This window comes from Nostoc sp. NMS7, assembly GCF_017115085.1.
Classification (GTDB): domain Bacteria; phylum Cyanobacteriota; class Cyanobacteriia; order Cyanobacteriales; family Nostocaceae; genus Nostoc.
This window is the reverse complement of record NZ_JABXKJ010000268.1, coordinates 1-22,252: the sequence shown is the minus strand read 5'-3', so window position 1 is coordinate 22,252 and position 22,252 is coordinate 1. Positions and strand designations below refer to the sequence as shown.

At 44.0% G+C, this 22,252-nt stretch carries 21 protein-coding genes; 7 read left to right on the top strand and 14 right to left on the bottom strand.

Going from position 1 to position 22,252, the window contains the following annotated elements; translation table 11 throughout:
• Window positions 1-63 precede the first annotated feature (63 nt).
• Both HWQ38_RS39635 and HWQ38_RS39630 read right to left on the bottom strand, forming a co-directional pair.
• Window positions 64-2,100 (bottom strand): tetratricopeptide repeat protein, encoded by a 2,037-nt coding sequence (locus tag HWQ38_RS39635; RefSeq protein WP_292805873.1) that lies wholly within the window; start codon window positions 2,098-2,100, stop codon window positions 64-66.
• A gap of 75 nt (window positions 2,101-2,175) precedes the next feature.
• A complete protein-coding gene (locus HWQ38_RS39630; RefSeq protein WP_292805870.1) occupies window positions 2,176-2,598 on the bottom strand; it encodes a hypothetical protein in 423 nt (140 codons plus the stop codon).
• A 98-nt stretch (window positions 2,599-2,696) separates the two neighbouring features.
• Here HWQ38_RS39630 and HWQ38_RS39625 point away from each other — a divergent pair, with 98 nt between their 5' ends.
• The gene (locus HWQ38_RS39625; RefSeq protein WP_292805867.1) at window positions 2,697-3,386 is read left to right on the top strand and encodes a PD-(D/E)XK nuclease family protein; all 690 of its coding nucleotides are present in this window, start codon (window positions 2,697-2,699) and stop codon (window positions 3,384-3,386) included.
• Window positions 3,387-3,615: 229 nt separating this feature from the next.
• Here HWQ38_RS39625 and HWQ38_RS39620 read toward each other — a convergent pair whose 3' ends face one another.
• From HWQ38_RS39620 to HWQ38_RS39600, 5 genes are all read right to left on the bottom strand, one after another.
• Window positions 3,616-4,065 (bottom strand): type II toxin-antitoxin system VapC family toxin, encoded by a 450-nt coding sequence (locus HWQ38_RS39620; RefSeq protein WP_292805864.1) that lies wholly within the window; start codon window positions 4,063-4,065, stop codon window positions 3,616-3,618.
• Window positions 4,052-4,288, bottom strand: coding sequence for a hypothetical protein (locus HWQ38_RS39615; protein ID WP_292805861.1), 237 nt, complete (start codon window positions 4,286-4,288; stop codon window positions 4,052-4,054). Before HWQ38_RS39615 ends, HWQ38_RS39620 begins: the two co-directional genes overlap by 14 nt.
• Window positions 4,289-4,382: 94 nt before the next feature.
• Entirely contained in the window at window positions 4,383-4,625 is a 243-nt protein-coding gene (locus HWQ38_RS39610; protein WP_292805858.1) for a hypothetical protein, read from the bottom strand.
• 15 nt (window positions 4,626-4,640) lie between these two features.
• Complete coding sequence (locus HWQ38_RS39605) at window positions 4,641-5,855, bottom strand: DUF790 family protein (RefSeq protein ID WP_292805856.1); 1,215 nt, start codon at window positions 5,853-5,855, stop codon at window positions 4,641-4,643.
• A complete protein-coding gene (locus tag HWQ38_RS39600) occupies window positions 5,785-7,440 on the bottom strand; it encodes a DEAD/DEAH box helicase family protein (RefSeq protein WP_292805879.1) in 1,656 nt (551 codons plus the stop codon). Before HWQ38_RS39600 ends, HWQ38_RS39605 begins: the two co-directional genes overlap by 71 nt.
• 188 nt (window positions 7,441-7,628) lie before the next feature.
• Between HWQ38_RS39600 and HWQ38_RS39595 the strand changes: the two genes are divergently transcribed.
• The 3 genes from HWQ38_RS39595 (at window position 7,629) to HWQ38_RS39585 (ending at window position 10,823) form a co-directional block, all read left to right on the top strand.
• Entirely contained in the window at window positions 7,629-7,907 is a 279-nt protein-coding gene (locus HWQ38_RS39595) for a hypothetical protein (RefSeq protein WP_292805853.1), read from the top strand.
• Window positions 7,903-8,151, top strand: a complete 249-nt coding sequence (locus tag HWQ38_RS39590) for an adenylate/guanylate cyclase domain-containing protein (RefSeq protein ID WP_366933406.1) — start codon at window positions 7,903-7,905, stop codon at window positions 8,149-8,151. The genes HWQ38_RS39595 and HWQ38_RS39590 overlap by 5 nt, the downstream gene beginning before the upstream one ends.
• 251 nt (window positions 8,152-8,402) lie before the next feature.
• Entirely contained in the window at window positions 8,403-10,823 is a 2,421-nt protein-coding gene (locus tag HWQ38_RS39585; RefSeq protein WP_292805850.1) for an ATP-binding protein, read from the top strand.
• 674 nt (window positions 10,824-11,497) lie between these two features.
• On the opposite strand, the gene HWQ38_RS39580 is transcribed toward HWQ38_RS39585, so the two are convergent.
• The 5 genes from HWQ38_RS39580 to HWQ38_RS39560 all read right to left on the bottom strand — a co-directional run bounded on the left by HWQ38_RS39580 (window position 11,498) and on the right by HWQ38_RS39560 (window position 16,738).
• The gene (locus HWQ38_RS39580) at window positions 11,498-13,879 is read right to left on the bottom strand and encodes a phosphoketolase (protein WP_292805847.1); all 2,382 of its coding nucleotides are present in this window, start codon (window positions 13,877-13,879) and stop codon (window positions 11,498-11,500) included.
• Between the two features lie 178 nt (window positions 13,880-14,057).
• Window positions 14,058-14,408, bottom strand: a complete 351-nt coding sequence (locus tag HWQ38_RS39575; protein ID WP_292805844.1) for a type II toxin-antitoxin system PemK/MazF family toxin — start codon at window positions 14,406-14,408, stop codon at window positions 14,058-14,060.
• Entirely contained in the window at window positions 14,408-14,662 is a 255-nt protein-coding gene (locus tag HWQ38_RS39570) for a hypothetical protein (RefSeq protein ID WP_292805841.1), read from the bottom strand. The genes HWQ38_RS39575 and HWQ38_RS39570 overlap by 1 nt, the downstream gene beginning before the upstream one ends.
• A 120-nt stretch (window positions 14,663-14,782) precedes the next feature.
• Window positions 14,783-15,349 carry a ribosome maturation factor RimM gene (gene rimM / locus HWQ38_RS39565; RefSeq protein WP_292805838.1) on the bottom strand — a complete coding sequence of 189 codons (567 nt, stop codon included), beginning with the start codon at window positions 15,347-15,349 and terminating at the stop codon, window positions 14,783-14,785.
• Between the two features lie 105 nt (window positions 15,350-15,454).
• Window positions 15,455-16,738 (bottom strand): valine--pyruvate transaminase, encoded by a 1,284-nt coding sequence (locus HWQ38_RS39560; RefSeq protein ID WP_292805836.1) that lies wholly within the window; start codon window positions 16,736-16,738, stop codon window positions 15,455-15,457.
• A 403-nt stretch (window positions 16,739-17,141) separates the two neighbouring features.
• Between HWQ38_RS39560 and HWQ38_RS39555 the strand changes: the two genes are divergently transcribed.
• The gene (locus HWQ38_RS39555; protein WP_292805833.1) at window positions 17,142-18,251 is read left to right on the top strand and encodes an S-(hydroxymethyl)glutathione dehydrogenase/class III alcohol dehydrogenase; all 1,110 of its coding nucleotides are present in this window, start codon (window positions 17,142-17,144) and stop codon (window positions 18,249-18,251) included.
• Window positions 18,252-18,351: 100 nt separating this feature from the next.
• Window positions 18,352-18,660: a DUF29 domain-containing protein gene (locus tag HWQ38_RS39550; protein ID WP_292805830.1), complete on the top strand. Its 309-nt coding sequence runs from the start codon at window positions 18,352-18,354 to the stop codon at window positions 18,658-18,660.
• 72 nt (window positions 18,661-18,732) lie between these two features.
• On the opposite strand, the gene HWQ38_RS39545 is transcribed toward HWQ38_RS39550, so the two are convergent.
• Together HWQ38_RS39545 and HWQ38_RS39540 are read right to left on the bottom strand one after the other, a co-directional pair.
• Window positions 18,733-19,293 (bottom strand): hypothetical protein, encoded by a 561-nt coding sequence (locus HWQ38_RS39545; RefSeq protein WP_292805827.1) that lies wholly within the window; start codon window positions 19,291-19,293, stop codon window positions 18,733-18,735.
• Window positions 19,294-19,680: 387 nt separating this feature from the next.
• On the bottom strand, window positions 19,681-21,594 hold the full coding sequence (locus tag HWQ38_RS39540) for a GTPase family protein (RefSeq protein WP_292805824.1): 1,914 nt from the start codon (window positions 21,592-21,594) through the stop codon (window positions 19,681-19,683).
• A 164-nt stretch (window positions 21,595-21,758) separates the two neighbouring features.
• Between HWQ38_RS39540 and HWQ38_RS39535 the strand changes: the two genes are divergently transcribed.
• Complete coding sequence (locus HWQ38_RS39535) at window positions 21,759-21,887, top strand: hypothetical protein (RefSeq protein ID WP_292805821.1); 129 nt, start codon at window positions 21,759-21,761, stop codon at window positions 21,885-21,887.
• Window positions 21,888-22,252: the final 365 nt, after the last annotated feature.

The window sequence follows — 22,252 nt, the reverse complement described above, 5'->3', positions numbered from 1 at the left end:
CGAAAAATAAAAAACAAGGGTAATAGTGACTATGTTGCAATTTAAATGCCGATTAGCTTACTCCTAATCCTTTGATTGCTCGCGCTCTGCTTGAATTGCCTCCAAGATCACCTGACCTAAAGGATCATCTCTCAATAGATCCAAATTGGCACGACCATCAAGAATTGCCTGCCTCAAAAACATTATGTAATTGTTCCAACAGATGATTGTCTGAGGATGCTCTGACTCTAAGGTGCGCTTGTAAATCTCGAAGGCTTGTACATACAACGGTTCTGCTTCTTTGTAGCGACTTTGAGATTGATACAGTCTAGCCAGATTATTAAGGCTTTGTGCTATATTAGGATGCTGTTCTGGTAGCAAGTCTTTAAGCAGATTCAAGGCTTGCACATATAACGGTTCTGCTTCTTGATAGCGACCTTGATAAAAGTATACTGCTGCCAGATTATTAAGGCTTTGTGCCACATCAGGATGCTGTTCTGGTAGCAAGAACCGCCTTAGCTCCAAGGCTTGTACAAAAAAGGGTTCCGCTTTGTTATAACGCTCCTGACAATAGTAAAGATGAGCTATATTATTCAGGCTAAGAGCGATATCAAGATGCTGCTCTCCGAAGTGACGTAACCAGAATTTCAAAGCTTCAAAATAAAACAATTCAGCTTCTTTGTAACGCCTTTGAGCGCAGTAGGTCATTCCCAAAGCATTAAGGTTATATGCTACTTGCGGATGATACTGTTCTCCGAACTGGCGCTGTCTGATTTCCAATGCTTGCAACAAAAGTTGTTCGGCTTTTGTATAACTACCTTGAGAGAAATAAGTTAACCCCAAGTTTTCGAGGGACGTGGCAACAGTGGGATGCTCAGAATCAAAACGATTTAGAGTCAAGGTTAGGCACTGCTCAAGCCAAAGTGTAACTTGGTCATAAAATGCCTGACCCACGTAAAATCGACCTAAACCTATGAAAGGCGAAGTAAGCTCCTCATCCGTGAGATATTCAGTTAGATTCTTGCCAACATCCGCTATGTGAGGGATAGCGGGGGAAAAAACCATTATGCTCTCACGCATAGGATTTTGAGGAATTTTCTTGGCGACTGCTACCATTACCCGACAAAGCGATCGCTTTAATTCTTCTGCTTGCTCTAAACCTGTAAGCTTATATTGAAAAAACTCCCTCAGCAGTGGATGCAGTTGGTAAATTCCCTCACCTTTGCGCTGTAGCAAATGCAGTTTCAGCAAAGTATCATCTCTAATTTCCTCTAACTCTTCCTCGTCTTTCTCTGGTAAACACTGTTCCACCAACTTCCAAGATATAGGTGCGGCGGCAAATAAACTCAGCAAACAGCCAAGCTGCTTATCGCTGTCTTCTAATTCTTGCCAACTCAATTCAAAGGCTGCTAATACACCTCCTTGTGCTGTCATATCGGCTTCTGGTTTAACAAGGGCGGGTTGTTCTAGTCGCTTTTTCTCCAACCGCCGCAACATTTCTGTGAAAGATAAATCCTGTTTTCGCGCCAAATATCGCCCGACTAATTCCAAACCCAAAGGCAAATATCCCAACCATTCACACAACTGATTTGCAACAGCCAATTCTTGCTCAATTCGCTGTGGTGTTTCTTTAAAAAATGACTTTAATAACTCTAGCGCTGCTTTTGGTTGCAATACATCTAGAGATAATACCTTTATAGATGCTCCTAAGTGTTGGCGCGTGGTAATCAACACTTTAAACCGAGAAGATGACGAGGGCAGGTAAGGCTTAACTTGTTGATATTCTCCAACATCGTCTAATACTAGCAGCACATTACCTTCGCGCCAAAGCCGAAAGCAGTATTGCACTTGGGCGAGTAAATCCAAATCCTCTGGCGGGTTTAAGTCAAGCTGCGTTCTGGCAAACTGCACAACTTGAATACCCACATCTCCAGCCTTTGCCAACAACCAGCAAATTCCACCCTTGTAAATTTCACGGTGAGCGATGGCATATTGTAAGGCAAGTTCTGTTTTACCCAGTCCACCCATGCCAGCGATCGCTGCAATTACCACCTGATTATTTTCCTGCAACATCTGGTGGAGGTTTTGCAATTCTGCCTCACGTCCAATAAACTCCACCACCCCACTCAGGGGTAAATTTTGCGGTGTTTCAGTAGAGGGATTTAACTTTACCTGTTCCCCTTCAGGCGGGTACAGTCAGAAGTTATTAGTACCAGTGAAAGTATTTCCCTGAAAGACGTTTTTAATAGAGTCAGCTAACTTTGTAGAATTGATAACGCCTGCTGGTTGCGAGTTTAGGTCATTCGCTAGCGCCTGGACTTTCGGCGCTACTTGGGGGTCAGCATTTGCGGCTGCTTCCACTTCTCGCACTGATTGAGCAATTTCGGTATCTGCATCTGCTACTGCTTTCAACTCCAGCAGTGCTTTGCCATAATCTAACGGCTGCTGTGTTGCATTCGCTAACACGGGCAACTTATTTTTATTATGTAGCTGTTCGATTAACTCACGACTTTTGTCTAATGCAGCTTCCCCAAGCTTTTCGCCAGTTTTTTCTAGAGCTTTAGTTAAAACTATAGTAGCGATCGCTGTTCCAACTGCGGTCAGCGTTACAGGTTCCATAATTTAGTAATAAGATACAACATCCCACCGGAAGATACAAATGCAGTTTTATTTATTTCGGAAATATATCACACATATTAAAGTCAACACACCAACTGATGCATAATACCCAACTGCTACCACGTATTAATGCCACAGCCAAGAGAGAAAATGGTAAACAATATTATGTAGATGCCAAGGGAAATCACTTTCCCAGCGTTACTACAATACTTAATGCCACCAAATCACAAGCAGACCGAGACAGATTATTAAACTGGAAAGCGCGTGTTGGTACACAAGAAGCTACCCGCATTACTACAACTGCTAGTCGTCGAGGAACCCAAACACACAAACAAATTGAGCGCTACCTCCTTGGTCAAAACCCTGTTTGTCCTGAAGCGAGTCGCCCTTATTGGGAGAGTATCAAGCCAGTTTTACAACAAATCGACACAGTTAGACTCGTCGAAGGCTCTGTTTTTCATCATAATTTGGGTTATTCTGGCAAAGTTGATTGCATTGCCAGCTATCAAGGTATTCCCTGTATTTGCGAGTGGAAAACAGCAGACAAACCTAAAGGCTCAATTGAGCATTTATATGAACATCCACTGCAACTTACGGCATACATAGGAGCAGCTAACGAGTATTATCAAGATTATGGCATTCAGCTAAAACACGCTCTCTTGGTAGTAGCGATTCCAGAAATGCCAGCAGAGGTATTTTGGTTTGAATCAGCAGTTATCAAAGATTACTGGGAAGAGTGGGAAAAAAGAGTCGCCCAGTTTTGGGAACGCAAAAGTATTTGGGGTTAGTCAGTGGGATTGCACAATTACCGAAAGACTGCATTTCGTAACGTGAAGTAAATTTTTATGAGTAGTAATATCATGTCCGCATAATTAGGGCTTGCTAACCACAGTCAATACACCCCACCCCCAGCCCCTCCCCGCTCTTCGGGAGGGGAGACAAAGCATAGCTTTGGCGGGGGTGGGGTTCTTCGGGTTTAATAAGCAATCAAGCTGACATGATATAACAACAAGCAATCTAACCTTGTAACGACAAAACAGTAATTAACCCAGAAAATCTTGCAAAATCACCTATGTTGTGAGTGAGTAACTGAGGAATGCCATAAACTAGCATCGTGGCGACAATATTTGCATCATGAACTTGTTTACCACCGCTAGGAATTTCCTCCATGAGTGACAGTAGCCTTTCTGTCACCAGTAAGTTATCTTCAACCAAGCGAAAATAACTAGCAAAATACCGTACATCTGCCACTAAAGATGTAATAGGAATGTTCCCCGTTAAGTCGGTCTGTCTTGTCATTGCTGCCAAATATTCTCTCAAAGTTTGGCGACTAATCCATAAATCAATACCTTGTTCTGCAAGTACTTGCAGTCGTTCTGTCGCTTGTACATGAAATGGCGACAAGGCTAAATTTGCATAAACTAAAATATTCGTATCGATGAATACAGGGTTATTAGTCGTTTGCATAAAGGTCTTCTCTGCGGAAAGTTAAACTTTCCGAAACTAATCCTACAGGATAGGCGGAAAATTTGAGAGGCGCTTTCTTTTCTTTCTTCTCTTGTTTCTGTGCCAAAGACTTCTCATCAATTACTATTACCACCTCATGCTCACCCTCTGGAATATTTAGTGGTAAGTGCGCTGTAATCTTACCATCTTTGGTAACTGTGGCAATTGTTTTTATAGTTTTCATAGTATTTCTATTCGATTAATGCATCACTGCTTGGTCAAAGGGATATTCGGACACATTTGCATACACCAAGATGTTCGTGTCTATAAAAACAGGATCACCGTCCCCAATCGTCATACATATCCTCACGTCTTAAAGAAAGATTTTCAGGCCAAAGTCCACAATTATGCACAGGAAAGTTTAGAGGAGGACGCTTTTCCTTACTCTCTACTTTCTCTACTAAAGGCTTCTCATTAATTACTATTACCACCTGATGCTCACCTTCTGGAATATCCAATGGTAACTGCGCTGTAATTTTACCATCTTTGGTAAGTGTGGCAATTGTTTCTATAGTTTTCATCTGATTTATCCTTGTTCAATCCATTACAGCTAATACAGCTTTCGGCAATAACTTATCTTTAAACCAAACAATTCTGGCGGGGACATCATTTAATTTTACTCCCGCCTTTTCTAAATTCAGTCGCTCGGAAATTGCCAAAATCAAATCGTCACGTCCAGCCCGCCGCACCTGAGAAAACTTCTTTTGTAAATATTCAGGTCGCCAATAACCAACAATTTCTAATAAAAAGGTGCGTCCATCAGGATGAACTAAGCGGAAATCGGGAATCATCACACTACCAGGAATTGGTATTAAATCAACTTCTCGCTCTAACGCCCAACCGCTTTTCAACGCATCCCACTTATCAGCAAAGGATGCTTCTAGCATACTATCGTAGGGCTTCCCTGGTGGATAGTGGGATACCAAACCACATTCAGAATTGAGAGTAAAACGTCCAGTTTTCCAAGTATTTGTATAAGCGTCGCGGGTTTGGAGAATTGAAGAAAGACTCCATCTAGTAACGTGAAGTAAAGCCGGAATAAGTTTTGCGATCGCTAACCCATACCGCGTACTAGGATTAAACAAACTCGTCGGACCATCAATGGTAATTGTAAACCCGTGGTCAGCATCACCCTCAATATAAGCCATCAATTGAAACAACTTTAAATAGCGAAATAACAACTTATATTCACCCGGAACATTCCGGTGAGCATTTAATACAAGTTGACTGGCTTTATAAAATACACCCTGCACCTGAGATAAGTTATATCGATTTAACAAATCTGGCGCTATTGGTGCATCAAACACAGTCAGAATCTTATTTTCAGATAAATCAGCATATAATCCATTCCGAACTTGTTCTAGTAAAACTTCCCGTTCTAGTTCTTGAGTTAACTCATCAGCAACTTTACCAAGAGTAACTTGTGTTGATTCCCGACTTGAAATCGATTTTGCAGCTAGCGAAAACACCCGTTCTCTTAACATTTGTGGTTCCAGAGGACTAACCACCTCAAAAGTGCAAAAACTGCTTTTGAGAATATAAGCTAATCCCCGCTTCACCCGATAATCTGTAGAATCGCCTTCAAAATCAGTCAGTTGTCGCTCAAGCACACCTTGAGTCTTCCCCACTGCTGATTGAAAATAATTAATTAACTCAATCGCCAACTCCGAAGTTTTCTGATCAATCTTCAGTCTCTTCGGAATAATCTCCTCCCCGTTTTGGCGATGCATCAGTAAGTCTGTCGGTAACATCTGCTGAATTTTGGATTTTGGATACTTCGACTTCGCTCAGTACAAGTTTTGAACTTCCGGTTGAATAATTAATTTCTAACTGTTCCGCAGCCTTCAAACTCCTATCCTTCCCACTCCCATATACAACCTCTAACTTCCCTTTATTCTCCTTCTTCTCTTCGTGTCCTTGGCGGCTTCTCCCAAGGGGAGACGCTAAAAGCGATGGCGGTTCGTTCCTCTTCTCCCCTCTTCGCCTAGCCGAAGTCCCCTCCTCACTCGTATCCTCGGCCACCACCTCATATAAAATCGCCTGCTTATTCTCAATATTCCCCTTCCGTAAAATCCTCCCCAATCGCTGAGTATACTCCCTAGCCGAACCCGTTCCTGATAAAATGATCGCCACAGAAGCCGCAGGCACATCAACACCTTCATTCAACACATGAGAAGCAACCAAAGTATTAAATTTACCCTCTCGAAACTTTGTTAATATCTCATGGCGTTCCTTCACAGGAGTTTGATGAGTAATTGCCGGAATTAGTAACTCTTGAGAAATGCGATAAACTGTCGCATTATCCGCAGTGAAAATCAAAATTCGTGCCGGATAATGTTCTGCCAATAAATCACCCAGAATTCGCAATTTACCATCAGTACCCAAAGCGATATCTTTCGCTTCCCGGTGCGCTAACATAGCTCTACGTCCAGATTGCGATCGCGCGCTCATTTGGACGAACATTTGCCAACCTTGCAGACTCCCCAAAGAAATCTTAGATTGCTTCAAAAAATCGTTGCGAGTTCGAATTAGTTGATTGTATCTTTCCCGCTCAAGTTGCGATAACTTTACCTTAATTTGGACAATTTCATGCTCTGCTAATGCCTTCCCCGCCAAATCCTCAGCGCGTTTGCGATATACTTCTTGACCAATGAGGATATTTAAGTCAGCGTGTTTACCATCGGTACGTTCTGGTGTAGCGGAGAGTCCCAGGCGATAAGGTGCGATCGCATATTCCGCAATCACCCGATTAAAATCTGTCGGTAAATGATGACATTCGTCAAAAACAAGCAACGCATATTGATTCCCCAACGTTTCGGCGTGAATTGCAGCACTATCATAAGTTGCAACTAAAATAGCCGTTCTATCCCGCGAACCACCTCCCAGCAATCCCACCTCAGCATCGGGGAAAGCCGCTACCAAGTGTGCATACCACTGATGCATTAAATCCAAAGTTGGCACCACAATCAGCGTCGTGCGCGGCGTTGACTGCATCGCCATTTGTGCCAAATAAGTCTTTCCCGCCGCAGTGGGAAGCACAACTACCCCTTGTCTACCCGCCAGTTTCCAAGCCGCTAGCGCCTCAGTTTGGTGGGGATATGGTTCCATTTCCAGACTGGGAACCAAATCTACAGGATAAAATTGCTTTGCCTCATCAATAAAATAGACATCTTCCGCTTGTAGTGCTTCCACTAGCGATCGGTATCTAATTGCTGGAATGCGGAATTTTTCAACTCGATCATCCCACGTCGCATAGTCCATCCAACCTTTACCGCGTGGTGGTGGATGCAAAATTAATGTACCACGATCAAAATTTAATGTAGGGGTACGAGCCATTTTGGAAATTGGGCACTTGTACTGAGCGTTGTGGAAGTATTGGGCATTGGGCATTGGGCATTGGGCATTGTCGTTGGCGTAGCCTCTCGTAGAGAAGTATTGGGCATTGGTAATTATTTCCATTCGCTATGCCCTATGCGTGATGCCCCATTCACTAGTCCATTAATTACTAATAACGCAAAAAGTGCATGATTCATCCAAATAATTCTGACAAAACCCAACTAGATGCGCTGATTAGTCAGGGAATGTCCCATTGGCAAACCGATAATAACCTTGACGAATCGTACAAAGAGCAGCGACAGAGCTTTCAACTGAAACGGCTGCAATTACAGGCGCAGATTATCCTAGTAGCTGGCTTGACTTTGATCGCTTTTTTTCTTTGGGCAAATTCACAATTAGAAGAGAAGATATCCGCCTTTAAAATCGGTCTGGTAGTAGAACTATTCACGCTCATTTGTTGGGATTAGTAAAGGATCAGTAGTAGCAGGGGTAATTGGGCTGAAAAAGTTTGCCTACGATCTTTGGGGAGATAAAGTCAATCTTGCTAGTAGAATGGAATCACACGGTATAGCAGGTACTATCCAGGTTGGTGAAACAACTTATCAGCTTTTAAAGGATAAATACTTATTGGATAAACGAGGTTTAATTAAGGTTAAAGGTAAAGGTAAAATGATGACTTATATACTAAAACAAATCAATTTAAAAGTCTAAAAAATATCTACTATTTGAGAGAGAGTAAAAAAGAGAATATCTATAATTAGAGCGACGATTATCAGCTATTGAAGCTTTGCTATAACTAAGTTTTACTACTTTAGATAGATTCGTAGCAATTAACTGCTTAAAGGTGTATTTTTCCACTCATAATAGGGGTTGAGCGATGTCTATCATGGGCTAGGCCAGAGCATTCTCTAGCTGATTTTGGGAGTAATGCTTTAGCTAGCTGCATAAAAGGAGAAGCCACATTGAAAGGAATACGTTCCCTGCTAGCGCCTTATGCTGTGGCACTAGTGGCTGTTGGTAGCCTATTGCTACAGCCACTATTGGAACCAACTATTTTTCTACTGTTTTTTGGCGCCGTGGCGGTTAGTTCCTGGTATGGTGGCATGGGAGCAGGGTTGCTAGCTATTGCTTTGTCTACTTTAGCGATCAGCTACTTTTTTTTAGAGCCTGTGTTTTCGCTCTTGGTTGCGAGTCTAGACAACATATTGCGGTTAGGTTTATTTGTGCTGGTGACAACACTTATTAGCTTGCTAAATTCCGAGTTACGCACTGCCAAACAATATCTTCAGGTGAGCGAAGCAAGGTTTAGAAAGTTGGTAGATTCCAATATAATTGGGGTAATTGTAACCAAAATGGACGGAGCGATCGCAGAAGCTAATGATGCTTTTTTAGGAATGGTAGGTTATTCACAAGAAGATTTGCGATCAGGGCAAGTTAGATGGCGCGAGATGATCCCACCAGAATATATTGAAGCTAACAACAGCGCGATACCTTCTCTAGGAGACGCTGCGCGAACGGTGAGCTTCTCTTCGAGAGGCTTCGCCAACGCCAACGCCAACGCCAACGCCAACGCCAACGCTAACGCAGAACTGACAACCAAAGGCGTGTGTCAGCCTTTTGAGAACGAATATATTCGCAAAGATCACAGCCGCGCTCCCATCCTGTTAAGTTCTGCTTTATTAGAAAATAATCCAGACGATATTATTAGTTTTGTAGTTGATTTAAGCGAACGCAAACAACTAGAGCTTGCCCTTTGCAAAAGCGAAGAACGCTATCGCGCTTTTTTAGAGCAGAGTTCAGAAGCTATTTGGTGCATTGAACTGGAAGTACCAATTTCGCCAGACTGTCCAGAAGATGAACAAATTCAACATTTTTATGAATATGTTTACTTAGCGGAATGCAACAATGTGATGGCGCAGATGTATGGCTTTTCTTGTGCCGAAGAAATTATCAGCGCCAGACTAGGAGACTTTCTCGTTTCCTCCGATCCAGATAATATTGCATACCTGCGTAATTTTATCCGTTCTAACTACCGACTAATCGATGCAGAGTCGCATGAAATAGATCAGCAAGGTAATTCCAAATATTTTTTGAATAATCTAGTGGGAATTGTCGAAAATGGGCTTTTAGTCAGAGCCTGGGGAACTCAACGCGACATTACAGAACGCAAGCAAGCAGAGCAAAAATGCAAACAATTGCTTGAGCGCGAACAAGCAGCACGCGCCGATGCCGAAACTGCAAACCGCATCAAAGATGAGTTTCTCGCCACACTCTCCCACGAACTCCGCACACCCCTAAACGCCATAATGGGTTGGACGCAGCTACTTAGGAGTCGCAAGTTGAATGAGACTACTACTGTCCGCGCACTAGAGACAATTGAGCGTAACAGCAAATCCCTAACTCAACTGATCGAAGATATCCTAGATGTCTCGCGGATTATTAGAGGCACACTCCATCTAAATATTCATCAGGTAAAACTTGTACCACTTGTAGAGGCAGCAATCGATACTGTCCGCCCAGCAGCCCAGGCCAAAGAGATTAGCATCAAGTGTCAATTCAACCCGGAAGTCGGGCTAATTATGGGTGATGCCAAGCGCTTGCAACAGGTTGTGTGGAATTTGCTCTCCAACGCCGTCAAGTTTACACCCAAGGGGGGAAGAGTCGATGTGCAATTGCAGCGCATTGAATCCTACATCCAAATTCGGGTTAGCGATACGGGAGGGGGAATTGCTGCCGAATTCCTCTCCCATGTATTTGAACGCTTTCGTCAAGCCGACAGTTCCAGCACGCGATCGCACGGTGGACTAGGATTAGGGTTAGCGATCGTCCGCCACTTGGTAGAATTACACGGTGGTACAGTCTTTGCCGAAAGTCCAGGAATTGGACAGGGGGCGACATTCATTGTGAATCTGCCAATGAAAGCCATTTATCCAGAGGCTAATACAGCAGAGCAGCTTTCATCTGTCGTAGATGCCCAAGAGACTAAGAATTACCTACCAAAGCTAGATGGCTTGCGGGTGCTGATTGTCGATGATGAGGCAGAGGCGCGTCATTTGCTGGCGACGATTCTGAGAAAGTATGGCACCCAAGTTATAGCAGCTGCATCTGTTTGTGAAGCACTGCTTGCCCTGCAACAATTTCACCCCCATGTACTGGTAAGCGACATTAGTATGCCCCAAGAAGACGGCTACACACTAATTCGGAAAGTCAGGGCGCTGCCAACAGAGCAAGGGGGACGGATTCCGGCAGTAGCACTGACAGCCTATGCTAGGGCAGAAGATCGCACGCAAGCCCTGTTGGCAGGTTTTCAACTCCACGTCCCTAAGCCAGTTAATCCCGGTGAGTTAGCGGCTGTAATTGCCAACCTCACCGGACGTACTTGATGGGGCACTTGTACTGAGCGAACGCGAACAGCGTCTCGTAGAGAAGCCGTTGGCGCAGCCTCTCGTAGAGAAGTATTGGGGGCAAGGGAGTGGAGTTTTTGTGCTTGTTCACGAGTATCAAAGACTCGTTAACGGAGTTCCGAGCTTCATTCACGAGTATTAAAGACTCGTTAACGGAGTTCCGAGCTTCATTCACGAGTATCAAAGACTCGTTAACGGAGTTCCGAGCTTCATTCACGAGTATCAAAGACTCATTAACGGAGTTCCGAGCTTCATTCACGAGTATTAAAGACTCTCCTTGTCCCCCCTTAGGGATTTCCAACAAATAAATTACTACTACTTGTGGGGTAGGCTGGAAAGCCCGCCTTTGGCTAGGGCGCTCGTGTCGCCATTGGTGTCAACTTACAGCAGTTTTCATGTATTTGAACCACATCTGTCGTAGGGGCATAGCATGCTGTGCCCCTACCGCGTGGTCTATTTACCTGAAAATAGCTGTAACGTAGAAATTAGCCTTGGCAAACTTTCGAGATTTGACCCTCACCCCCAGCCCCTCTCCCAATTTTGGGAGAGGGGAGCAAATTCTCTAGTTCCCCTTCTCCCAAGTTGGGAGAAGGGGTTAGGGGATGAGGGCGAGACACCCCCCCAGAATCAGTTTGTCAGTCCCTTATCTCCTCTTAATACGGCCACTTCCAGTCACGAATTTCCGGCATATCGTCGCCGTACTTATCAATATAGTGTTTGTGTTCAATTAGCTTATCTTGCAACTGCTGTTTGACATAAGCTGCCTTATATCCTAGTTTGGGCACGCGGTCAATTACATCAATTACCAAATGGAAGCGATCGAGATCGTTGAGAACAACCATATCAAAGGGGGTGGTGGTGGTTCCCTCTTCCTTGTAGCCACGCACATGTAAGTTATCGTGATTAGTTTGACGGTAGGTTAGGCGATGAATCAGCCAGGGATAGCCATGAAAGGCAAAGAGAATGGGTTTGTCTGTGGTGAAAATCGTGTCAAAGTCTTTTTGGCTCAAACCGTGGGGATGTTCGCTTTTTGGCTGTAGTGTCATTAAATCGACTACGTTCACTACCCGCACCTTTAACTCAGGAAAGTGCTGGCGCAGGATGTCTACAGCCGCTAAGGTTTCTAAGGTGGGAATATCCCCAGCGCAAGCCATTACTATATCTGGTTCGCTGCTTTGGTCGTTGCTGGCCCATTCCCAAATACCGATGCCTTTGGTGCAGTGCTTAATAGCAGCATCCATGTTCAGATATTGCAATGCTGGTTGCTTTCCGGCAATGATCACATTCACGTAGTTGCGGCTTCTCAAGCAATGGTCTGTTACTGATAGCAGAGTGTTGGCATCGGGGGGCAAATAAACGCGGACGATATCTGCTTTCTTATTAATTACATGGTCGATAAAACCGGGATCTTGGTGCGAGAAGCCGTTATTGTCTTGTCGCCAAACGTGGGAGGAGAGTAGGTAATTGAGGGAAGCGATCGGTCTACGCCAGGGAATATCTAAGGTAGTTTTTAACCATTTGGCGTGTTGGTTGAACATCGAGTCAATGATGTGGATAAATGCCTCGTAGCAAGTAAACAACCCGTGACGCCCTGTGAGGAGATACCCTTCTAACCATCCTTGGCAACAATGTTCGCTGAGAATTTCCATCACCCGACCGTTGGGGGAAAGGTGGTCATCTTCAGGGTAAATCTCGGCTACCCAAGTTCTATCTGTGACTTCCAACACGGCGTCCAAACGATTTGATGCCAATTCGTCGGGGGCAAATATGCGGAAGTTGCTACTTTCTTGGTTAACTTGCATAACATCGCGCAGGAATTTGCCGGTAACTTTGGTAGCTTCCGCGATCGCCTTTCCTGGTTGAGAAACATTTACCGCATACTGTTTAAAGTCGGGCATATTCAGGTCACAGAGCAAAATACCGCCGTTGGCGTGGGGATTGTCACCCATGCGTCGATGACCTTTGGGAGCCAGTTCTGCTAGTTCGGGAATCAGTTTACCGTTGCTGTCGAAGAGTTCTTCTGGTTTGTAACTCTTCATCCAATCTTCTAGGATTTTTAGGTGTTCTGGCTGTTGGGCGATGTTGCTTAAGGGAACCTGGTGCGATCGCCAAAAATCTTCGGTTTTTTTGCCATCGACTTCTTTGGGGCCTGTCCAACCTTTGGGGGTTCTGAAGACAATCATCGGCCACTGGGGGCGTTCGGTGAAACCATGTACACGGGCTTCTCTTTGGATGCTTTGAATTTGGGCGATCGCTATATCTAGAGTCGCCGCCATCTGCTGGTGGACATCTGCGGGATCATTACCTTCGACAAAGTATGGCTTGTAGCCGTAGCCCACAAATAAGCTTTCTAATTCCTCATGGCTGATCCGTGCCAGTACTGTTGGATTGGCAATTTTATACCCATTCAGATGCAGGATCGGAAGTACAGCACCATCATGTACAGGGTTAAGAAACTTGTTGGAATGCCAGCTAGTCGCTAAAGCACCTGTTTCAGCTTCCCCATCACCGACAACAGCAGCAACAATCAAGTCAGGGTTATCAAAAGCAGCACCGTAAGCGTGGACAAGGGCGTAACCAAGTTCCCCGCCTTCGTGGATCGAACCAGGAGTTTCCGGTGCAACGTGGCTGGGAATACCACCGGGGAAAGAGAATTGTTTGAAGAGTTTCTGGATTCCCTCAGCATCCTGGGAGATGTTGTGATAATACTGGCTGTAAGTGCCTTCTAAGTAGGTATTGGCTACCAGTCCGGGGCCTCCATGACCAGGCCCGGCAATATAGATTGTGTTTAGGTCATATTTTTTGATCACCCGATTCAGGTGAACATAGATAAAGTTCAACCCTGGTGTAGTTCCCCAGTGCCCCAATAGCCTGGGTTTGACGTGTTCCAGCTTTAGCGGTTCTTTTAGTAGCGGATTGTCGAGTAGATAGATTTGCCCAACCGAAAGATAATTAGCTGCACGCCAGTAGGCGTTTATCTTACGTAATTCTTCATCTGTTAAAGGCTTGGTTTGTGGAATCGTTGCTAATGTCATTATCGACACTCCATTCCAAAAAGATTTTCACGGGTTCATCAGTACGCAATTCTACTTGTTTTCCAGATGATGGCCATCTACCCATGATGAATTTTCTCAGCCTTTGTGACTAAATTCCTTGGCCTCTGGGCACAGAATGGAGAGCGATCGCTATTGATTAATAGTACAAATCTAAATTTTATTCATCATAATTATCTAGTTCTAAAGTGTACTCTAATACAACTTTTAACATTAATAAATAATTAGAATAAAGAGTTCCTAATTTCCTGATTAATCGCTGTTTATCGATAACAACAATTTGATAAGAAAGCACTACTGAATCTTGCGTTAAACCGCCTTCAGCTGAAGGTATGACAATTGTCCCTCCTGGAATAAGAGCGCGTCGCAGATTAGTGGTTAAAGGAACTACTAGTGATGTTGTTGTAAACTCAGCTAGTCTATCTCGCTGAACAATAATAACTGGTCGGATACCTGCTTGCTCTGAACCTCGACTCGGATTCAAATCAGCTAAATAAACATCTCCTCGCATCAAACTGCGTCCTCTTGCTGAAGCCGGGGGAGATAATCAGTTAAAACGGATTCTGCAAAAGCTAAATCTTCATCAGCAAATTCAGTTTTCAGTGCAGCAGCCTCAACATCAGAAATAGCATCCCAATGCTGAATTAGTTTTTTTTTCTGGAGAGAGATAGCAAAATTTAATACTTCTTCTTGACAAGACAAAGGCAATTGGGACAATATTTCCAGCAGTCGCATGTGAATAGTTGCTGTTGGTTTTTCTGGCATTGCTACATTTCTTAGATTAATAGATAGAGTATGTACTCTAATTTTCTCATGCTTCAAGCGTTGCTTTTCCTTGAAGTATCTAGTACAGCGAAACTAGCTAGAGGCAGATCAAGTAATAACCTAATCATTTATTTCCAACAACCCAGGCGGTGGCGTAATTTCAATGCGACCAGATGGCAAGTCTACCACTGGTGCGATCGCTTGCACAAATGGAATCAAAACAGTCTTTTGCTTTTTGTTAGTAGCAAATGATTTATCCAACTTGACTTCTAACAAATCATTTCCAGCAGAGATGATATCTACCACCGTCCCCACGAGTTCGCCAGATGCTTGCATAAAGACTTCCAAGCCAATCAAATCTAAGACATGATATTCATCTTCGCCTAATTGGGGGCGATCGCTTGCTGGCACCATTAACTTACAACCGCGTAACGCCAGAGCCTGATCGCAATTTACCACACCAGCTAATTTAATCACATACAAATTTTTATTACTAATATAACGTCCTGTCAATAATTCGATTGGTTGTGGTTCTGTGTCACCTGAACGCAACAACCAACGTTTTCCCGGCACCTCAAATCTTTCGGGAAAGTCAGATACAGGATAAACCCGTAATTCCCCAGACAATCCTTGAGGAGCAACAATCTTACCAATTTCTAGCCAATTATCTAATTTGTCATTTGTCATTTGTCATTGGGCATTGGGGAAAGAATTCTTATAACAGACGCGATGAATCGCGTCCCTACTCTTGTACAGACGCGATTCATCGCGTCTCTCCTAACTCCCCCTAAATCAAGCACTCACAACTGCACGCTGATAAGCTTCTTCAGCCACTTTTGCTAAACGTTGCATAGCTGTGGCAATCTCCTCATCGCTGCCAGTGAGGCTGATGCGGAAACATTCGTGCTTGTGCGCCCATTCTTCCTGTAAACCGGGGAAAAAGCTACTTCCAGGGACAATAATCACACCTACTTGCTTGACTCGTTGGTAAAATTCCCAATCACTAATAGGTAAATCCTGTAACCACAACCAAGCAAAAATTGCTCCTTCACCGCGATGGAGAAACCAAGGTAAATTCTTGGGCATCGCTTGTTCTAAACTGGTTTCTAAAACGGTAAACTTATTTTGGTAAAAGGGACGGATGACAGTATGAGAAATTTCTACTAAAGCACCAGAATTAATTGCAAAAGCGGCGATCGCTTGGCCGTAACGTGAAGAATGGAGACTCATATTTGACTGAAAACACTCCAGCACTTCAATCGACTTTTCATCCCCAATGGCAATACCAATCCTTTCTCCTGGTAATCCCGCTTTCGATAAACTCATGCAGTGTAAGATATTATCACCAAACACTGGTGTCATTTCGGTAAAGTTCAATGCTGGGAAGGGAGGCGCATAAGCTGAGTCAATTAACACGGGTACATTGTAAGGTGCAGCCAGGGCAGCAATTTTTTTCACCTCATCATCTGTGAGGACGTTACCAGTAGGATTACAGGGGCGAGAGAAGAGGACACAACCAGTATTTTCTGTAATCGATAGTTGGCTGAAGTCGGGGCGATATTTAAATCTGTGGGCGGCTACATCAATATCAAGAGTCGGTTTATAGGCGATTAGGGCTTTTGGAACTAAGCTGATACCGCCGTAACCTGTGTAGTCAGGACTCAAGGGCAAAACGATTTGTTTTAACTCGCCGCTAGGAGTGTAGCCACCGAAGCTATTCACAGCGTAGAAGTAAAGGGTTTGACTACCGGGCGTGATCAGGATATTGCGATCGCTTAAGTTTAACCCGTAGCGTTTGTTAAAATCATTAGCGATCGCTTCAATTAATGGTGCATAGCCCTGACTTGAGCCGTAGCGACAAACTACCTCACCATATTCTGGACTAGCCAAAAGCTGTGCAGTACAATCCCGCCATAATTGCTCTACCTCTGGCAAAATCAACGGATTCCCAGCACTCAAATTAATAAACTGCTGCCCTGCACCCGCTCGTAATGTTTCGATAATATCCTTCATGATTGCTCTTACGCCAGTCAGGTTGGACATTTGAGCGCCAATTTTAGTTAGGGCAGGGTTCATAAGCTGTGACAAAATATATGAATTGAGGGGTGGACAAATTATTTGAGGGTTGCTGCTGACATCAAGTTTACATCGTTGCCAAAACAGCTGTTACCGTCTCTAACTAATCTAGCTGGAGAATGATATCTTAACAAAGTAATATTTATCGTTATCGGGGCGATCGCGCTGAATAAATACGATCAAGTGATACAAAAGTCTAGCATGCGCTCAATATGTTTAACTGAAATAATCCCCTGCTTCAGCATTGGAGAGAACTAGGACTTACGCAAAACTACACGTCCTTTGGGGCAATTCATGTAGCTTTAGCTTCCCGCAGGGTATTGCTCCTACCTAAAAATCAGGGTTTTAACTATTGTTTGCGTAAGTCCTGAGAACGTTAAAAAACTATATAGGAGGGCTGACATTGCAAGTTAAAGCAGCAGTAGCTTACAGTGCAGGTAAGCCGTTGACGATTGAAACCGTTCAACTATCGGGGCCAAAAGCCGGCGAAGTGTTAGTTGAAATTAGAGCCAGTGGGGTTTGTCATACCGATGCCTTTACCTTATCTGGTGACGATCCCGAAGGTTTGTTTCCGGCAATTTTGGGACATGAAGGCGCTGGTGTGGTAGTAGAGATAGGCGCTGGTGTTACTAGCGTCAAACCAGGAGATCATGTAATTCCCCTCTACACTCCCGAATGCCGCCAGTGTGAATATTGTCTGAGTTTCAAAACTAATCTCTGTCAAGCCATTCGCCTAACTCAAGCACGCGGTGTCATGCCCGATGGCACCAGTCGCTTTAGTCTCGATGGGCAGATGATTCATCATTACATGGGTACATCCACTTTTGCCAACTATACGGTGCTGCCGGAAATAGCCCTGGCAAAAATTCGGGAAGATGCCCCATTTGATAAGGTTTGTTACATTGGCTGTGGTGTGACTACTGGTATTGGTGCAGTCATCAATACTGCCAAGGTGGAACCAGGAGCAAATGTTGTAGTTTTCGGCTTAGGTGGTATTGGTTTAAATGTCATCCAGGCGGCGCGGATGGTAGGGGCAAATATGATTGTCGGGGTGGATATTAATCCCAGCAAACGCGCTTTGGCAGAAAAGTTTGGCATGACACACTTTGTTAATCCCCAGGAAGTAGAGGGTGATTTAGTTCCCTATCTGGTTGATTTAACAAAAGGCGGTGCTGATTACAGTTTTGAATGTATTGGTAATGTCAAACTTATGCGTCAAGCATTAGAGTGCTGCCACAAAGGTTGGGGTGTCAGTGTGGTTATTGGTGTTGCTGGTGCTGGACAGGAAATCAGTACTCGTCCTTTTCAACTAGTAACTGGGCGCGTTTGGAAAGGTTCGGCATTCGGTGGCGCTAGAGGACGTACAGATGTGCCGAAAATTGTTGATTGGTATATGCAAGGTAAGATAAATATTGATGATTTGATTACCCATGTGATGCCAATTGAGCAAATTAATGATGCTTTTGAATTGATGCATAAAGGTGAATCAATTCGCAGTGTGCTGACTTTCTAATTCGTAATTCGTAATTAAAAAGCCTTTGTACCTGATAGAATGGCACTAAGAAAAGCCCCAAGTGTTGTGCCGCCTCGTTCCCAGCCTGGAGGCTGGGAATGTGTTTAATATATTAATTGGACATTTGCTCAAATGGGAATATCAATTAAAGCAACGAAGTCGTAGTTGGTTAGCGACAATTAGAGTACAACGACGGGAAATTCTCAAGTTGCTCAACGAAAATCCTAGCCTGAAGCCTGACGTTGAAGAAGCACTCCCGGAATCATATCAAAACGGTAGGGATTTAGCATCGGGAGAAACAAATCTGCCACTCTCAACTTTTCCCCAGCAATGTTTATATCCTTTTGAGGAAATTCTGAGCGATCGCTTTTATCCGGGTCAGCCTGCAACAGATGATTTAATGGAATAAAAGCAATGTCTGGGACGAGCTACGCTTACATCAAGAAGTCACGAGTGTGAGGCTTGTAGAAATCAAAACTGATTAGTCAGCCTTTAGTTTCACTCCTTGGTAGCTGAATTTAAAGGGTGGAATTGGAAGGGGTTGAGTCTTTTGATCTAGTGGACTTTTGTTTAAGTTAAAGAAGTTAAACTTGCCGCTTCCATTTACTGTTCCAGTTTGCGGATTGAATGTCAATTGATATTCAGTGAGTACAATATTGCCTGCTAATGACCCTGATGGGAAACTGAAATTTAATGCCTTAGCAACAATCTTGTTATTTTCAGTACATTTCCAGGTACCTTGTATAACACCAAAGGGTTGGTCATTTGGGTTGGATGAACCCGGAACACCACCAGCGTTAGAGTCATTGGCAATGAGATTGCCATCTGCGGTAAAAGTTATAATTTCGCGGTATGACGAGGGTTGACCAGAAGTGGAATTTGTTTGAGTACCTGTCGCTAGGTATGTGCCAACGACCGTTCGCCGACATAAGTTTTCCGAATAATCGCTTGCATCTGCCTTGTGCGGATTTATGAAAACCGGAATAGTCAGTGCCAACACACTACTAATCATTAAACTGGCAATAGCTCTGCTGTTTTTCATCACAAAACCTTCTGTAAGAGTAAGTATCAATACTGACTATTAAATAATACACATACATCAACAATATATTTGATAAAGTTTTGATGAAGAAGGGAACAAAGGTGTAATCGACTAAGACTTTTGGGGGTAATCAACCTGCTTAAGTGTCAAGGACATTAATTCCTCAATACAGACAAATTATTTGGAAATCGACAGATAATACTCAAATCGCTCTCGCAGCCGTTCAACCGTCAAATTTTGAGTCCAATAGTCCACTAGGGCGTGACAAAATGCACAGGCGTTGTGATCGCATATCCATAGAAACTTCCAAAGCAATCTCAATAAAAAGAAGTTTCAGGTTTTGCTCTGGCGAGAGTAATAAAAGAGCGTTAGTAGTGTAAGTCCTGATTATTTGGAAATCGCCAAATAATACTCAAATCGCTCCCGGAGTTTTTCAACCGTTAGATTCTGAGTCCAGTATTCCACTAGAGCATGACCAAATGCCCAGGCGTTGCGATCGGGTGAAGCGGAGTTTTCCAGCAGTAGCGGCCACAGAGATAGCAATTCAAAGTTGAGCGGGTTAAGGTTGCCTGTATTCAAGAGCGCGAAAAGCTCATATCCCATTTGGAGTTTACCAATCACAACCGGCAACTGTTCCACAGGAATTTGCTCTGCCAGCATAAATGCTAGGGCTGGAGATCCGGTTGAGAGCGTAGCAATAAACTGGAGGACGGGACTTTTGAGCAATGCCGTTACTCCCTGTGTTGTGGTCATCTGGAAGGTGTAGTGGTCGATGATTTTGGCGGCGGCGATGGTACGGGCTTCTAGGTTACGCAAAAAGCGGGCGAGACGCAGTTGTTTGGTAGGCGCGATCGCATCTACTAATCCCAACGATAGCGCCTCCACTCCCCAAGGGATTCGACTTGTTTTGCTCTCACCTGTAACCACTGGTAGAACTAGATTACAGAAGTTTCCCAGCAGTTTAGCGCGATATTCAGTGGCTTCTCGAATCGCAATTTCTTTGGCGCGATCGCCCCATTCCCAATCATAAGGTGGTTGCCATTCGCGGAGCGGACGCAGACGATCTACTTGAGTGACGATCGCGATCGCCGGTAAATCTGCAACTTCTGCTTTCATGTCTTGCAAAAAGTCCACATCCATTTGCAGCGCCGGATCGAGAGCAGGGGTAGCTAACAGCAGCAAATCGGCGTTGATAGCATAATCAAGCACCAGATTTCGGAGATTGCCACGGTTGACTTGTTCATAACCAGGTGTATCCAAAAGCGTCAGGATTTCCCCACTTTGATGCCATTGATAATTCTGAATGCGATCGGTACTGGGCAAAACATCAACGGCTGCGAGATCCGTCTGAAATAGCGTGTTAATCAGGCTACTTTTGCCCGACCCTGTGCGCCCCACCAGCAGAATATTCACGGGCTTTTGTTCAACCACCTCGGCTGGTTGAGCTTGAGTCAAGATTTCTCGGAGTGTTTGGGTTTTTGCCTTGGGTAGAGTTGGTGTACGTAAGGATGCTGAAACTGGTAATGTGCTACGTCCGTAAAGTGCGATCGACTGCCGACATAAGTTTCTCAGGGCAGCTTCCCGGAATAACTGACTCAAATTCCCCAATAATTGCTGAGTTGCTTGGTTACTGTAACCTTGGCTGGCTTGTTTTGCCACCGCCGCCACCGGATTTAAAACCCACTGTGCCCAGTTCCAAACCCGCCAGAATTTCCGAGCCGATGGTTCCAACTTCCGGTAGACTTCATATCCTTGGTATGCTTGTCCAACTGTTACTTGGTTGAGGACTGGGGATAACTTTTGCATCCACTGATCCATATCATCCACCGTTCCGCGAATCAGCCCGTAAGCTTGGGGGACGTAAATATTCAGCAGGGGATATTGAATTTGAGGATTGTAGATATGAGCGATCGCTACCACCAAATCTTGGCATCGCGTCCAAAAAGTTTGCCAGTCTTCCCAAATTGGGCGATCGCTTTGTGCCGCTTGCAGAATCTCTTGGAGTGCGGCTTCTGCAAGCTTTGTAACATCATTTCCCACTGGTAGCCCTACTGTATCCTCTGCTGTCGATTCCAATTCTTCGCGGATTTGGGCTAATACAGCTTCCACTTGGTTAACAGCAGGTTGAGTCCATTTAACTAGCAGCCAACGCCAACCCACGAATAGAAGGGTGAACACAGCCCAGATCCAACTAATGCCCCACGCATGAATTTGCGAACCGGCGGCTACCAGTAAGAAAATGATCATAAAAGCGATCGGGATTGCCAATACAACCCACTGCCACAGTTTTAATCGCACCATTGCCCCATACCTGTTTTGAAATGTTGGGAAATTCGAGTTTTTGCAAAAATTACTCTTATAAAAAGTCTATCGTCTCGAATCTAGGCAGGATGTTTGGTATTCTGGGATTACTGCTAGACTCCTAATTATTAAGAATAAATGTTTTATTTTGCTGTGGGCAGCTAATGTTGGCACAAGTTTATGCAGCGTTAGCTTACTACTATGCTAACCAACAAGTAATTGACACGGAGATTGCCGCAGAAATTGAAGAATACGACCGTTTGGAAGCTGAATATACGGCGAAGAGACAGTGAGCCAAATTCGTTTGTAACGAAAAATCAAGGTTTTTAACCCACGGAGGTGGGTTTTGTCTGTGTAGCCGCGACTTCCAGTCGCCAGGGCTAGTAATAAATTAGACTTTTCAAATATTCTCTTAGACCACTGTCAGGGTTTTAATTAATACTAGGCTTCATTGATAAAACTGCTATCTTAATAAAGATATCCTCGATGTGATCTAGCATATCATCAGCTAATTGCAAGGCAATAACTAAATCTGGAGAAAAAAGTAAGCTCAAAGCCAGAAATGTTGAATCCTAATACAAAACTTTACATATTTAATTACACTAACTCTAAAAAGCCTAAAATAGTCAACATGACATCATCTCCTCAAACCAATGAA

Excerpts from the sequence above, each read along its gene's own strand:
- HWQ38_RS39630 (WP_292805870.1), bottom strand. The coding sequence starts at position 2,598 with ATGGAACCTGTAACGCTGACCGCAGTTGGAACAGCGATCGCTACTATA.
- HWQ38_RS39625 (WP_292805867.1), top strand. The coding sequence starts at position 2,697 with ATGCATAATACCCAACTGCTACCACGTATTAATGCCACAGCCAAGAGA.
- HWQ38_RS39620 (WP_292805864.1), bottom strand. The coding sequence starts at position 4,065 with ATGCAAACGACTAATAACCCTGTATTCATCGATACGAATATTTTAGTT.
- HWQ38_RS39615 (WP_292805861.1), bottom strand. The coding sequence starts at position 4,288 with ATGAAAACTATAAAAACAATTGCCACAGTTACCAAAGATGGTAAGATT.
- HWQ38_RS39610 (WP_292805858.1), bottom strand. The coding sequence starts at position 4,625 with ATGAAAACTATAGAAACAATTGCCACACTTACCAAAGATGGTAAAATT.
- HWQ38_RS39605 (WP_292805856.1), bottom strand. The coding sequence starts at position 5,855 with ATGTTACCGACAGACTTACTGATGCATCGCCAAAACGGGGAGGAGATT.
- HWQ38_RS39600 (WP_292805879.1), bottom strand. The coding sequence starts at position 7,440 with ATGGCTCGTACCCCTACATTAAATTTTGATCGTGGTACATTAATTTTG.
- HWQ38_RS39595 (WP_292805853.1), top strand. The coding sequence starts at position 7,629 with ATGATTCATCCAAATAATTCTGACAAAACCCAACTAGATGCGCTGATT.
- HWQ38_RS39580 (WP_292805847.1), bottom strand. The coding sequence starts at position 13,879 with ATGACATTAGCAACGATTCCACAAACCAAGCCTTTAACAGATGAAGAA.
- HWQ38_RS39575 (WP_292805844.1), bottom strand. The coding sequence starts at position 14,408 with ATGCGAGGAGATGTTTATTTAGCTGATTTGAATCCGAGTCGAGGTTCA.
- HWQ38_RS39570 (WP_292805841.1), bottom strand. The coding sequence starts at position 14,662 with ATGCCAGAAAAACCAACAGCAACTATTCACATGCGACTGCTGGAAATA.
- rimM (WP_292805838.1), bottom strand. The coding sequence starts at position 15,349 with ATGACAAATGACAAATTAGATAATTGGCTAGAAATTGGTAAGATTGTT.
- HWQ38_RS39560 (WP_292805836.1), bottom strand. The coding sequence starts at position 16,738 with ATGAACCCTGCCCTAACTAAAATTGGCGCTCAAATGTCCAACCTGACT.
- HWQ38_RS39545 (WP_292805827.1), bottom strand. The coding sequence starts at position 19,293 with ATGAAAAACAGCAGAGCTATTGCCAGTTTAATGATTAGTAGTGTGTTG.
- HWQ38_RS39540 (WP_292805824.1), bottom strand. The coding sequence starts at position 21,594 with ATGGTGCGATTAAAACTGTGGCAGTGGGTTGTATTGGCAATCCCGATC.
- HWQ38_RS39535 (WP_292805821.1), top strand. The coding sequence starts at position 21,759 with ATGTTGGCACAAGTTTATGCAGCGTTAGCTTACTACTATGCTAACCAA.